Here is a 12,892-nt window from a genome sequence, read left to right as displayed (position 1 = left end):
TGCCAGGATTGCGAATCATCGCTCTCTGCCGAGCGGCTGTGGGGCTGGCAGCTGTTTCACAAGGGATCACACCCCCTCGTGCCTTCTCCTCTCTATCAGATCCGCCATGGACAGGCTCTGCTGACAAAGCGCTTTTTTCACGAATTGGTCCACTTCAGCCCCCCTCTCTTCGGGTATCTCGTGGGTGCCGCTCACAAACGCGATCTCGGGGAATTCAGCCTGCAGGATCTGCCGATACTTGTTTTTGAATGGGCAGTTTCTTTCAAGGCAGTAGGCAAAGTGAATCGCCTCCACCCCGCTGGCCGCCAGTGTCCGCACGCGACGCAGAATCTTCTCCGGTGCCCGCAAGGTGGGGCAGCCGGAACAGCTTATGATGCCGATAACCTGCGCACCTCCGCGTTCTTGATACTGTGTGAATTTCCCTTTGCCGGCATGGCTGTCCTCCAGACAGCCGGCTGAAGAGCAGGCCAAATCGTTGGTCATGTTGGCACAGGTAATGATGCCGATACGGGCCATGGTGTTTTCTCCTTTATGGGGTGGTGTGCTGCTTCAAAGAGTGTGATGGGTTTCTGCTCTCGCACGGTACGCCGACCTGACAGAGCGCGCAGCCGGCAGGCCCCTGCACTCCACGCTCCGCGGCGAGTTGGTTGGATTCCGGGCCATATCCGAACATCATGCAGATGTTCTTGTCGTGTCCAGTGCTGCGGGATATGGCATTGACCGGGCAGCGTGCGATACAGGCGCCGCAGCCGCCGGTGGCATAGAACAGGCAATTGGCCTGATGAGAAGCGGCAGCCCGGCTGTCCGACGGCAGAACGGCATCGATCACCACCGAATTGAGCACAACGGCCATCCCTTTTTCACTGATGAAAGCGTCGTTCAGGCCAAAGGTGCCGAGTCCGGCAACATACCCTGCATGCCGTTCCGACCAAGTGGACGATTTGCCGGAAGGGGAGTCAACGATGCTGAACCAATCGGCATCGGCCGGCGCCACTCCGCGATGACCGTATTCTGCCAGTTCAGCCAGCAGTGACGTACGCACCTGCTTCTGCAGCATTTTGGAACTCAGAAAATAAGCCTGGGTCCATTCGAGCGACGGCCGCTCCTTGCAGATGCGGTTGCTGTCACGCAGGCCTTTGCTCCAGGGCATGACCCAACTGATCACGGTGCCGCCTCGCCAGCTGCCCTCGCCGTAGGCGGCCTCGAACGCCTCCCTGGGGGTGCGGTGCCACGGTCCGATGATCTGTTTGAAGTCCTCGAACAGCGGGTCATCGCCCGAGGCAAAATTAACCAGCGGTTCATCGAAATAGCGCTCCGACAGCGAATCGGACCAGTTGCCCTTGTTCTCGACAATCAAACGCTGAACTGCTTCCCTGATCAGCTCTTTCATCAGTGCCTCCTGATGTGGTTGTATATGCAACTTTGGGGATAAAAAAATTATCGTGCCTGCCGCAGGCGCTTCACGATTGCGAGGATCGCTTGGGCTCCGTCTTCGCCCAACAGCTCCGTTGCCTTGCGTTGAGCATGCTGCCACGCGTCGTGCGTATCAACCATCAATTGCCGGCCTGCTTCGGTGATCCGGACGGTTTGTCCCGGACCGGTCCCGTTGGTCTCTATCCAGCCGCTCTTTTTCATCCGGTCGAGTGTGCGGCTCACCGTCGACTTCTCCATCTGCAGCCGTGAGCCGATCTCACCAGGGCGGGTTTCCCCCTGCACCAGAAGGCTGATCAGTATGTTTGCCTGGTTTATCTTGATCCCGTACGGCTGCAAAGCCCGGTCATACAGGTTCGTGACAACCCGGTTCAGCCGCCGTACCCTGCCGGCCAGGCATTGGCTGGCAATGAGCTCTGCAACATCTGTCGCACGGTCTTTGTCCATGGTTTCTCGCATAGGTTGCATATACAACTTGTGCGTTTTGTTGTCAACAGTATTGTGCATTTTCTCCGTGCACCGATCATCGGAGACAGGGAGCCTACGAGTGATAAGCGTCTTTCCCGCCGACCATTACCCTTCTGCAAGGTCATGCCGCGTCCGACCGATTTTGTAGCAGCTCTGCCCTAATAGTTGTCATCAGGGATGCTATCGTTTTACGCATGATCACATAACGTACGATAGTCATTGATGTTTTTGCTTGGCACGTGTCGTGTATAAAACAACAGGGCGAGTACTTCAATCAAGCGAGGACCACTATGTCGCACGTCATCTTTTTCACCAAGCCGGGATGCCTGACCGGTCTGAAACAGATTGAAACCTTGAAAGAGGCCGGCCACACGGTTGAAGTCCGCAATATACTCGAGCATCCCTGGACTGCCGACGAGCTCTTGTCGTATTTCGGTGAGCTGCAGTTCAAGCAATGGTTCAATAAGAACGCCCCACGTATCAAGACTGGCGAGGTAAATCCTGACGAATACGACAGGGAATCTGCGCTTGCAGCCATGCTCCAGGACCATCTTCTCATCCGAAGGCCATTACTGCAGGTAGGCGTCCGCAGAAAGTGCGGCTTTGATCTGGATGAGATCAACTCCTGGATCGGTGTCACCCCGGCGGCGCTGGAGCGTCACGATGACCTTCAGTCCTGTTCGGCATCGACTACAGAGACTACAGAGTGTGTCCAGTGAACGGCGCCGGCCTGAACCTGCTGGCCCTGCTGCCCTGTCCGGTCAAGGTTCCGCTGGAACAGGCATTCGAGGATTTCCTGGCGTCGCTCGATCCGCAGCATTCTGCGGGTCTCACGTACTGCCTGGAAGGTAACGCCAATATCGAATCAGAGTATTACGATACGGTAGAGTCCATCACCTCCCTCGACGAGCTGCCGGATATCGTCATCTCCCCCGGTTTCAACAGCTTTTTCGAACCCGCCTTTGTGTCGCGCTTCATCGACACCCGTCTTTTCAGCAGCGTCAACCACTATGCCGGTGACCGGCATCTCTCCCGGCTGGGCGTATGCGATCCGAACGGATGCTACACCATGCTGGCCATGAACCTGCTGGTGCCGGTCGTCGATCTCAAACGGCTCGGGAACCGTCCCGTTCCGAAACGCTGGCAGGACCTGCTCGCACCGGAATATGCCGACAGCATGGCCATCCGCGGTCACAAGGACGGCACCTTCTGCGAAACGCTCCTGATGACGATTTTCAAGGATGCCGGTCCGGAAGGGCTGCAGGCGCTTGGGCGCAATGTCCGGCATGGCTGGCATCCGTCACAGATGGTGAAGGCAGCCGTGGGGAGCAATGCCGATTCCCCGGCAATCAGCGTCATGCCGCTCTTTTTCGCCCAAAACCTGAAAGGACGGGATGATATCGAGGTCATCTGGCCCGAAGACGGCGCCCTGATCAGCCCGGTCACCATGCTGGTCAAAACGGATAAAACTGAAGCGTTGGCGGACCTGATCGCTTTTCTGACCGGACCGCAGGTGTCGGCTATCTTTGCCGATGCCTTCTTTCCGGCGGTGCACCCCGACGTGGACAATCACCTGCCGGACAATGCCTCCTTCAAGTGGATCGGGTGGGACTACATCACCGGGCAGGACATCAAAGAGCTGATCGCAACCGCCAACGCCGCCTTCCGCAGCGGTCGGGAACAGCGCTGACATGCGCCTGGTAACCTTCGCCGGCCCGCCGTCGTCCGGCAAGACCGCCGTCATCTGCAAGACCGCAGCATCACTGCACGCCGCGCAGGTCTCGCTCGGCGTAATCAAGTTCGATTGCCTCTCCTCCAGCGACCAGGCCGTGTACGAGCGCCACGGGATAATCTCCCGCACCGGGTTCTCCGGCAATCTCTGTCCCGACCATTATTTCGTCAGCAATATCGAGGAGTGTCTTGCGTGGGGACACCAGGAGGGGTTTGATCTGTTGATGAGCGAGAGTGCCGGTTTGTGCAACCGGTGCGCACCCCATGTGAAGGATGTCTGCGCCGTCTGCGTGGTGGACAACCTGAGCGGCGTCGATACGCCGCGCAAGATCGGCCCGATGCTCAAAATGGCCGATATCGTCGTAATCACCAAGGGGGACATTGTTTCCCAGGCCGAGCGGGAGGTCTTTGCCCACCGGGTGCGGCAGGTGAATGCCGGTGCTACCATCATCCACGTCAATGGCCTGACAGGGCAGGGGGCCCAGGAGCTGGGGCGCCTGCTGCAAAACGCCCCCCCTGTGGACGAACTGCGGGGGAAACTGCTCCGGTTTTCCATGCCGGCGGCCCTCTGCTCCTACTGTCTCGGCCAGCGGCGCATCGGTGCCGACTTCCAGATGGGCAATGTCCGCAAGATCGACTTGAATGCTAAACAATGACTGAGCCATACTCTGAAATAGCAGTGCCGGAACTAGTGCGCATGCATCCCGATGCGCTGGATTATTTCCGGGTAATGGGAGTGCGCGAGTTGCCTCCGGCCCCGACGGTTGCCGCCAGCATAGCCGCGCTGCAGGATGAAGTGCTTGAGGATATCGGCCTTACCCGCCAAGAGCTGTTAGACCGGTTTGAGGCCCACCTGACAGAGAAATCGCGTGGGCATATAGACCAGTCGGAAACGCTCCATTCGATCACGGTCATCGGTGGCAAAACCAAGTCGGGAAACGCGGAATCCTTTGCCATTGACCTGCGCCCGGGCGAGGTCACCTGCATTGTCGGTCCCACCGGCTCCGGAAAAAGCCGTTTTTTGGCCGATATCGAGTGGCTGGCCCAAGGTGACAGTCCCACCGGCCGACGGATACTGATCAATGGCACCGCACCTGAACCGCATATGCGGTATGCAGTGGACAAAAAACTGGTGGCGCAGCTTTCCCAGAACATGAATTTCGTCATGGATCTGACTGTTGAAGAATTTATCGTGATGCACGCCGAGAGCCGGATGATCGGAAATGTGGCGGATGTTGCGGCAACGGTTATCGATCTGGCCAATACCCTGGCAGGCGAATGCTTGGCTGCGGATACTCCAGTCACCGCTCTCTCGGGCGGCCAGTCCCGGGCGCTCATGATCGCCGATGTGGCCTGCCTGAGCAGTTCGCCGATCGTCCTGATCGACGAGATCGAGAATGCCGGTATTGACCGAAAGCGGGCCCTGGCGCTTCTGACCGGCAAGAACAAGATCGTACTCATGGCTACCCATGATCCGATCCTGGCGCTGATGGGACAGCGCCGTCTGGTGTTCGGAAACGGCGGCATCGTGAAAATCATTGAGACATCCGAAGCGGAACGGCTCAGCCTGCGGCGTTTTGAGCAAATGGACGCAGAACTGGGCAGCGTTCGTAGTGCTTTGAGGAAGGGTGAGTTGGTTGGATAGAAATACAATGGGATGACAGTCCGAGTTGGATGCGGCTCCATTTTCAAAAAGTGGGGCCGTTTTTTTATGTAATTAAAGTGTTCCTTTGCGTTTGTTCTTCTATGATTCCGAAATTTAAAATGAAAGTGCCAGTGGTTTCAAGCAGATTGGCCGCGTCGAGAATGGTTATGTGGAGGTGGAGGTCAGGGACAAGCTGCCGTGTGGGTATTTGGGTTTATGTGCTGAAAAAAGGAAAGAGTTATGCAAACTGAGATCATAAACATTAAAAATATATTCTATTTGCTGGCAGTTGGTGTACTATTCGTCCCAATATGCTGGGCCTGCCGAGCCTACAGGAATTTCCCCTCCCCGCCTGCATGAGGTTCAATGCATTTAGCTCATGGTCTATATGAAGCACTTCTAGACGAAGCCTTACAAGAGGCACTGGCAAAGCGCCCTGAATTGCGGCGTGTCTTTGGCAAGATCGATCCCGAGGAGCAGCCGGCCCGCTATGCCGCCTTCGTGGCCAGGGTGCTGGAGCAGGCTCTGCGGGAGGAACCGGAGTCGGAACGACGCCTGCTGCTCTGTAACCGGATTCTCGGACAGGTGACTCAAGAACCTGGCAGAAGCCACCTCGAAAAGCATCGTCTTGTTCCGGAACAAAAGCCCATCCTTCTTGAAATTACTCCTCCCAGCTACGGCCAATCAGGCATCTCCCGTCCCCACACTCCCCTGGCAGAAAGCAGTCTCTTCACTGGCTCCCCCCAAGAACCACAGCTCGCCCATGAATTGCTGGAAGAGATGCGTTCCGCCGATGATGTGGATATCCTCGTCTCGTTCATCAAATGGTCCGGCCTGCGCCTCTTGATTCCGGCCTTTGATGATCTGCGGGACCGGCAGGTACCGGTACGGTTGATCACTACCTCCTACATGGGAGCCTCCGATGCCCCGGCCGTGGAATGGCTGGCCCGGCAGCCCAATGTCTCGGTCCGGGTCTCTTACGACACCGAGCGGACCCGGCTCCATGCCAAGGCGTATCACTTCAGGCGCAACAGCGGTTTTTCCACCGCCTACATCGGTTCTGCCAATATGTCCCATGCCGCCATTACCAGCGGCCTGGAATGGAACCTCAAGGTCACAGCCCAGGATATGGGGCACATCCTCGAAAAATTCTCCGTGGAGTTCGAGACCTACTGGAACAGCCGTGAGTTCGTAGCATTCGATCCGGAGAATCCGGTTGCATTTCGTAACGCCATCAACCGAGCCCGTAATCCCCGCCTGGACGGCCCAGCAGTCTTTTTCGATCTTCGCCCCCATCCCTTTCAGGAACGGATTCTGGAAGCATTGGAACGGGAGCGGAGCGCCCATGACCGCTGGCGCAATCTAGTCATCGCCGCCACTGGCACCGGTAAGACCGTGGTGGCTGCTTTCGACTTCAAGCGTTTCTTCGAACAGCGCCAGAGGCAGGCGCGGATCCTGTTCTTGGCACACCGTCAGGAGATTCTCCAGCAAGCCCAGGCAACTTTCCGCAATATCCTGCGCGACCAGAATTTTGGCGAATTGCAAGTTGGTCCCTATGAAGCCACCCGCCTGGAGCACCTGTTCTGCTCTGTGGGCATGCTTACCTCCCGCCGGCTGTGGGAGCAGGTAGGAAGCGACTTCTATGATTACATCGTGGTTGACGAGGCCCACCACGGCACGGCCAGCAGCTATCGCCCCATCTTCGACTATTTTACTCCGCAGATTCTGCTAGGGCTGACTGCCACTCCGGAGCGGATGGACGGCGATAATGTCGCCGCCGATTTCGGCAATCGCTTTGCCGCAGAAATCCGCCTTCCCGAGGCGCTGGAAGAAAAGCTCCTCTGCCCCTTCCACTATTTCGGTATTGCCGATCCCATAGCCATCAACGGCGATCAATTCTGGCGCAATGGCAAGTACGATGCCGCAGCTCTGGAAAATGTCTACGTGCTGGATCAAGCCCGTGCCCGTCAGCGGGTGGAGGCCATCATCACTGCCCTGCACCGTTATGAACCGGATGTGGCAGGTCTCAAGGGAATCGGCTTCTGCGTCACTATCCGCCATGCCGAATACATGGCCGAGCAGTTCACCCAGCGGGGTATTCCGTCAGCCCCCTTTGTCTCCGGTATCGACACTGACCAGTGCACCACTCTGCTAGACCAGTTCAGAAACGGTCAGATCACCTTTCTCTTTACCGTGGACAAACTGAGTGAAGGGGTGGACGTGCCGGAGATCAACACCGTTCTTTTCCTCCGCCCCACCGAGAGCCTGACGGTCTTTCTTCAGCAACTCGGCCGTGGTCTGCGCCATGCCCCGGAGAAGGATTGTCTCACGGTGCTCGACTTTGTCGGCCAGGCTCACCGCCGCTACCGCATTGACACCAAACTGAAAGCTCTGCTCCCCCGGCACCGCTTCTCCATCGACAAAGAAGTGGAGCAGGACTTTCCCCATCTTCCGGCTGGCTGTGCCATCCAGTTAGACCGCCTTTCCCGTCAATATGTATTGGAGAACATCCGGGAAAATCTCGGCCGGATGGCGGTCCAGGTGCCGGACCGGTTGCAAACCTTTACCAGCGAGACTGGACAGGAGCTGACTTTTGGCAACTTTATCCGTTACCACGATTACGAGCCGGAGGTGCTGCTGGCCAAGGAATCGTGGAGCGAGTGGAAAGCCAAGGCCCAACTAGCACCGATCCCTGTTGACCCCGATCTGGCGAGGCTGAAGAAGGCTCTGATCCGGGCTGCCTTCATCAATGGACCACAGGAAGCAGAGTTGCTGCGCCAGGTGCTGGCCAAGCTTGCGGCCGGACAGGTTACCGAGGCGCTGGCGTTGCCCGGATCATCAGCCATGCTGCTCTATTACCGAATCTGGGGGGATAAGGCGGAAAAGGTCAGAATTGCTTCGTTGGAAGATGCCTTCCAGCGTCTGGCCGCCAACCCGACGATTTGCGCCGACTTGGATGAAATTCTGGCTTGGTCGCTGGATACCACTGAGGTTGCCGGGACCGCCCCGGAGTTGCCGTTTTTCGTGCCGCTGGAGTTACACGCTCAGTATGGCAACAAAGAGATTCAAGCTGCCTTTGGCCGGGCAAACCTGGAGAGCGCCGGTCAGACCGGAGTCGGTTCGTTTCATTTTGCAGACATAAAGACTTATGCCCTGCTGGTGACATTCCAGAAGACGGAAAAGGAGTTCTCCCCCAGCACCATGTATGTGGATTACCCCATCAGCCGGGAGCTACTGCATTGGGAATCCCAGGCCAACACCGCCCAGCACCATATGGACGGCCAGAATTTGATTCATCATCAGGAACAGGGGTATACGATTCTGGTCTTTGCCCGTGGCCAGAAAAGACGAAACAACGTGACAGTGCCGTTCACCTACCTGGGGCCGGTGGATATGGTGAGTTACGAGAGCGAGCGGCCGATCAAGATGGTCTGGCGGCTCAGGTATCCGATGCCGGTGGAGATGTTTGAGGATAATAGAAGGGGCGGGTAATTTCCGGTGATAGGGGAGTCATGACGGCTGGGTAGTTGTCGTATTCGAAATGGCGACTCTGGCGTCTTTGTTTGATGAATATCCAAATGCAAAGCTTAAGTGAAGGACCTACCACGGTAGATTTGGTAAATTTTTCGAGTCTGTATGTCTGACGACATGGTGGGAGCACAGCTCCGGTAACCCTCTTTTATTGGTTTCAATTTTTGTAATTGTGTAATCAACAATCATAGGGACGATTAGCTTTTGATAGGAATAAAAGATAAAATAATTAATATTTATCAGGACTTTACAAAATATTTCTCCTCCCTCTCCCGTGCCCCCGGTGCGGTCTGGACCGACGCAACCAAACGCCGTGCGCCACACAAGCCGCTGCTGCTCCTGGCAGTGCTGGACTTGGTGCATCGCGGCGTCATCACCACGCCGTTCATCTCTGTCACCGCCGATCTGGTGGAACTGAACGAACTGTTCAACCTCTATTGGCGGCGGGTCGTGCCGCTGGGCCAGACCAGCAGCATCGCCTTTCCTTTTTCTCGCTTGTCCCGCGGGCCGTTCTGGGAACTGGTCCCCCAGCCGGGCAAAGCCGTCACCGATGCGGTCATTAACAACACTTCCTCCGTCAGCTACCTGCGCAAATATGCTCTGGGTGCCAAGCTGAACGAAGGGCTGTTTCAGGTCATGCAGAGCGGGGAAGGGCGTGAGGCTCTGAGGGAAGCGCTACTCCTCTCCTGTTTCTCATCAGAGGCGGCGGCGCAGCTCAGGGAACAGTCGCTGATCAACCGGGAGGCGTTTTACTACAGCCGAGTGTTGGAAGAGCAGGCCCACCTGCCACTGGTGAGGGAGATCGTGGAAGCGGGCACCTACCGGGCTGACGTGCGGGACCAAGCATTCCGCAAAGTAGTGACCAAGGCCTACGACCATCGTTGCGCCCTGTGCGGTATCCGCATTGTCACTCCCGACGGCCACACGGTGGTGGAGGCGGCCCACATCGTGCCATGGAGCAAAAGCCAAAACGACGACATCCGTAACGGCATGGCCCTCTGTTGCACCTGCCACTGGGGATTTGATGAGGGGATGCTCGGCGTCTCCGACAACTACACCGTCATTACATCACGATACATTGGCATCGATCCCAACTTCCCCGGCTTGCTTACCATGCTCTCCGGTCGTGGCATCATCCCACCGATCGATCGCGACCTCTGGCCGGCTCAAGAGTATTTGTCTGAACACCGCAAGGAATGGCGGTTATAACCAGTTGACCTTTCACTAATGGTAACTACATGAACACATTCTTCATTCAACTCTTACCAGCAGCAATATTCCTTATACCCTTGTGCGTACCAATTGGTATCGCTCTATGGATTCGCCATCAGCGCAAGCATAGAAGAACTCCACTGACCTCCCAGATGCTGCGCGCTCCCGGAGAATCTATTAACAAGCGGATTGAGCAGTTGAACGATGATATCGGTCAGTATCTGACTTTCTCAGGGATTATTCCTCTACTCTGTTACTCTTCGTACCTCACAACACGTTATGTTGCTAATACAAAGGGTTCTCCGGTGATCTTCATAGTATTGGCCCTTTGCTTTACAGCATATTTCGGTGTGCGGCTGAACAGAGCGACACGGCAAAGACATAAAGAACAGTTAGGGCTTGATTGTGAACGGGCGGTCGGGCAAGAACTGAATCAACTCATGCTTGATGGATTCCGCGTATATCACGATTTTCAGGTAGACAGCTTCAATATCGATCATATTGTCGTAGGAGGGAATGGAGTTTTCGCTATCGAGACCAAGGGACGGGCTAAACCGGACAGAGGCAATGGTCAGGAAGATGCCAGAGTAACTTATGACGGACAGACCTTGCACTTTCCAACCTGGAAAGAACCGGAACCTCTTGAACAGGCGAAGCGTCAAGCAGCCTGGTTGTCTAACTGGCTCAATAAGGCAGTAGGTGCTCAGGTCGCGGTAAAACCCGTACTTGCGCTGCCCGGATGGTATGTTGATCGAAAGAGACCGGATTTTTTGATTTTCAATGGTAAGAATCCCCAGTTTCTTTCCAAGATAAGCACTGAAACACCACTTACCGCTGAAATGATCCAAAGAATTGCCCATCAGATTGAGCAAAAGTGCCGGGATGTTGCGCCTCAAGCTTACAGAAAAAGCTAGAGCATTAAGCTTTGGACCAGATGCTCTTTCGGGAATCGAAGCGCTGGCCGCCCCCAATTTCCACGACAAGCCGAAAAAGGAGTTGACAGCAAACGGAAGAGACGGTATTAAATACAAACTATATAGACTTTATCAGTAAGTCTGCCTGGCACTGCCGGCTGACCGGAGCTACCGGAGGCCAAAGGATCGATATCCTTTGGCCTTTTTTTATTTTCAAACCGCAATTTTTCACTATGGAGCATGCGCATGATCTCGCGGAAGACCGAATATGCGTTGAAGGCACTGACATATCTGGCGAAATGTCACGGTCGAGGACCTGTTCTCATTTCGGATCTGGCCACTGCGGAAAACATCCCGAAGAAGTTTCTCGAAACGATCCTGCTTGCCCTGCGCAAAGGAAACATTCTGAAAAGCAGGATAGGCAAGGGGGGAGGGTACCAGTTGGCGTTCTCTCCGGGGGAAATCACCATCGGCATGGTGGTCAGGGTCCTGGAGGGTGATTTCTCTCCGGTCCAGTGCCTGGGGAAGAACGGCCCCGGATACCTGGACGAGTGCTGTGACCTGGAAAGCTGCGGGATAAAGTTTGTCATGCTGGATGTCAAGAGCGCCATCTCATCCGTGATGGATAAAACAACCCTGTCCGACATGATCAGGCGCAGTCAAGCCGCACAATTACACCGTGCAAATACTATCGATTACAGTATCTGAACGTCAGCAACCGCAGCACACGTCAAAACCGAAAAAAGGAGAGTAATAATGAGCACCGTTTATCAGGACAATTCACAGTCGATCGGCAGAACACCCCTGGTCCGCCTCAATCATATTGCCGACGGGGCAAAGGCCACCATTCTGGCAAAGGTCGAGGCCCGCAACCCGTCATATTCAGTCAAGTGCCGCATCGGCGCCAATATGATCTGGGATGCCGAGAAGCGTGGCGTCCTGAAACCGGGGGTGGAAATCATCGAGCCGACCAGCGGCAACACCGGTATCGCCTTGGCATATGTCGCCGCCGCCCGTGGCTACAAGCTGACCCTGACCATGCCGGAAACCATGAGCATCGAACGACGCCGTGTGCTTGCAGCGCTTGGTGCCACCCTGATACTGACGCCGGGGGCAGAGGGGATGAAAGGGGCTATCAAGCGGGCCGAGGATATCGCCGCCGCAGAGCCGGAAAAATACTTCATCCCCCAGCAGTTCAAAAACCAGGCAAATCCTGAAATACACCAGGAAACCACCGGACCGGAAATCTGGGAAGATTCGGCAGGGGCAATCGATGTGCTTGTTTCGGGCGTCGGCACCGGCGGGACAATCAGCGGGGTTTCCCGTTTCATCAAGAACACCAAGGGCAAGAAGATCCTGTCGGTTGCCGTGGAGCCGAAGGAAAGCCCGGTCATCACCCAGAAGCTGGCCGGTCAGGAACTCAGGCCGGCACCGCACAAGATACAGGGGATAGGGGCAGGTTTCATCCCGGATACGCTCGATCTGGCGGTGGTTGACCGGGTCGAACAGGTGAGCAGTGAAGAGGCGATCGAGTTTGCCCGGCGTCTGGCACAGGAGGAAGGGCTGCTGGCCGGGATCTCCAGCGGGGCTGCGGTCGCTGCTGCAGTCAGACTGGCAAAACAGGACGAATTCGAAGGAAAGACTATCGTCGTGGTGCTTCCGGACGGCGCCGAGCGCTATCTTTCGACCCCGCTGTTCGAGGGGTTCTGACATGTCAACTCCAGCAGATCTTTGGAACTCGGAACTGGAACGGCTTGTACGCCGGGCGCTCGGCTCGATCCGCTTCGGCACCGTTACGCTGGTGGTTCAGGATGGACGGGTAATCCAGGTGGATAAAAACGAGAAGATCCGCTTGAATCGGAATGGGCACATCGACGGCAGCGGCATTTAACTGGTTGTACACAAGGGGCGTCCGGCCCCTTCATTCCGCAGCATGAGGATGGCCGGCGTTCCTCGTATT

At 56.1% G+C, this 12,892-nt stretch carries 13 protein-coding genes; 10 read left to right on the top strand and 3 right to left on the bottom strand.

Annotated features, from left to right (window positions below; all coding sequences use genetic code 11):
- Positions 1-66: 66 nt before the first annotated feature.
- From GSVR_RS12295 to GSVR_RS12285, 3 genes are read right to left on the bottom strand one after another with little or no spacing between them, the layout of a single operon-like run.
- Positions 67-516, bottom strand: a complete 450-nt coding sequence (locus GSVR_RS12295; RefSeq protein WP_173199976.1) for a CGGC domain-containing protein — start codon at positions 514-516, stop codon at positions 67-69.
- 13 nt (positions 517-529) lie between these two features.
- Positions 530-1,390, bottom strand: a complete 861-nt coding sequence (locus GSVR_RS12290; protein WP_173199978.1) for a (Fe-S)-binding protein — start codon at positions 1,388-1,390, stop codon at positions 530-532.
- Between the two features lie 47 nt (positions 1,391-1,437).
- Positions 1,438-1,878 carry a MarR family winged helix-turn-helix transcriptional regulator gene (locus tag GSVR_RS12285; protein WP_173199980.1) on the bottom strand — a complete coding sequence of 147 codons (441 nt, stop codon included), beginning with the start codon at positions 1,876-1,878 and terminating at the stop codon, positions 1,438-1,440.
- A gap of 311 nt (positions 1,879-2,189) precedes the next feature.
- Between GSVR_RS12285 and GSVR_RS12280 the strand changes: the two genes are divergently transcribed.
- The 10 genes from GSVR_RS12280 (at position 2,190) to GSVR_RS12235 (ending at position 12,823) form a co-directional block, all read left to right on the top strand.
- Positions 2,190-2,618, top strand: coding sequence for an ArsC/Spx/MgsR family protein (locus GSVR_RS12280; protein WP_173199982.1), 429 nt, complete (start codon positions 2,190-2,192; stop codon positions 2,616-2,618).
- Positions 2,615-3,589, top strand: a complete 975-nt coding sequence (locus tag GSVR_RS12275) for an ABC transporter substrate-binding protein (protein ID WP_239077315.1) — start codon at positions 2,615-2,617, stop codon at positions 3,587-3,589. The genes GSVR_RS12280 and GSVR_RS12275 overlap by 4 nt, the downstream gene beginning before the upstream one ends.
- Before the next feature lies 1 nt (position 3,590).
- Positions 3,591-4,286 (top strand): GTP-binding protein, encoded by a 696-nt coding sequence (locus GSVR_RS12270; protein ID WP_173199984.1) that lies wholly within the window; start codon positions 3,591-3,593, stop codon positions 4,284-4,286.
- Positions 4,283-5,275: an ATP-binding cassette domain-containing protein gene (locus GSVR_RS12265; protein WP_173199986.1), complete on the top strand. Its 993-nt coding sequence runs from the start codon at positions 4,283-4,285 to the stop codon at positions 5,273-5,275. The genes GSVR_RS12270 and GSVR_RS12265 overlap by 4 nt, the downstream gene beginning before the upstream one ends.
- A 366-nt stretch (positions 5,276-5,641) precedes the next feature.
- Positions 5,642-8,767, top strand: a complete 3,126-nt coding sequence (locus GSVR_RS12260) for a DUF3427 domain-containing protein (RefSeq protein ID WP_173199988.1) — start codon at positions 5,642-5,644, stop codon at positions 8,765-8,767.
- A 243-nt stretch (positions 8,768-9,010) separates the two neighbouring features.
- Complete coding sequence (locus GSVR_RS12255) at positions 9,011-10,015, top strand: HNH endonuclease (RefSeq protein WP_239077314.1); 1,005 nt, start codon at positions 9,011-9,013, stop codon at positions 10,013-10,015.
- 29 nt (positions 10,016-10,044) lie between these two features.
- Positions 10,045-10,932 carry a nuclease-related domain-containing protein gene (locus GSVR_RS12250; protein ID WP_173199990.1) on the top strand — a complete coding sequence of 296 codons (888 nt, stop codon included), beginning with the start codon at positions 10,045-10,047 and terminating at the stop codon, positions 10,930-10,932.
- Between the two features lie 246 nt (positions 10,933-11,178).
- Positions 11,179-11,640, top strand: coding sequence for an Rrf2 family transcriptional regulator (locus tag GSVR_RS12245; RefSeq protein ID WP_173199992.1), 462 nt, complete (start codon positions 11,179-11,181; stop codon positions 11,638-11,640).
- 48 nt (positions 11,641-11,688) lie between these two features.
- The gene (gene cysK, locus GSVR_RS12240; RefSeq protein WP_173199994.1) at positions 11,689-12,642 is read left to right on the top strand and encodes a cysteine synthase A; all 954 of its coding nucleotides are present in this window, start codon (positions 11,689-11,691) and stop codon (positions 12,640-12,642) included.
- A 1-nt stretch (position 12,643) separates the two neighbouring features.
- Positions 12,644-12,823 (top strand): YezD family protein, encoded by a 180-nt coding sequence (locus GSVR_RS12235; RefSeq protein WP_173199996.1) that lies wholly within the window; start codon positions 12,644-12,646, stop codon positions 12,821-12,823.
- The last annotated feature ends 69 nt before the right edge of the window (positions 12,824-12,892 follow it).

Source organism: Geobacter sp. SVR (assembly GCF_016865365.1).
Lineage (GTDB): Bacteria > Desulfobacterota > Desulfuromonadia > Geobacterales > Pseudopelobacteraceae > Pelotalea.
This window is presented reverse-complemented; position numbering and strand designations above follow the sequence as displayed.

Coding starts and splice junctions, on each gene's coding strand:
- GSVR_RS12295 (WP_173199976.1), bottom strand. CDS start 516: ATGGCCCGTATCGGCATCATTACCTGTGCCAACATGACCAACGATTTG.
- GSVR_RS12290 (WP_173199978.1), bottom strand. CDS start 1,390: ATGAAAGAGCTGATCAGGGAAGCAGTTCAGCGTTTGATTGTCGAGAAC.
- GSVR_RS12285 (WP_173199980.1), bottom strand. CDS start 1,878: ATGGACAAAGACCGTGCGACAGATGTTGCAGAGCTCATTGCCAGCCAA.
- GSVR_RS12280 (WP_173199982.1), top strand. CDS start 2,190: ATGTCGCACGTCATCTTTTTCACCAAGCCGGGATGCCTGACCGGTCTG.
- GSVR_RS12270 (WP_173199984.1), top strand. CDS start 3,591: ATGCGCCTGGTAACCTTCGCCGGCCCGCCGTCGTCCGGCAAGACCGCC.
- GSVR_RS12265 (WP_173199986.1), top strand. CDS start 4,283: ATGACTGAGCCATACTCTGAAATAGCAGTGCCGGAACTAGTGCGCATG.
- GSVR_RS12260 (WP_173199988.1), top strand. CDS start 5,642: ATGCATTTAGCTCATGGTCTATATGAAGCACTTCTAGACGAAGCCTTA.
- GSVR_RS12250 (WP_173199990.1), top strand. CDS start 10,045: ATGAACACATTCTTCATTCAACTCTTACCAGCAGCAATATTCCTTATA.
- GSVR_RS12245 (WP_173199992.1), top strand. CDS start 11,179: ATGATCTCGCGGAAGACCGAATATGCGTTGAAGGCACTGACATATCTG.
- cysK (WP_173199994.1), top strand. CDS start 11,689: ATGAGCACCGTTTATCAGGACAATTCACAGTCGATCGGCAGAACACCC.
- GSVR_RS12235 (WP_173199996.1), top strand. CDS start 12,644: ATGTCAACTCCAGCAGATCTTTGGAACTCGGAACTGGAACGGCTTGTA.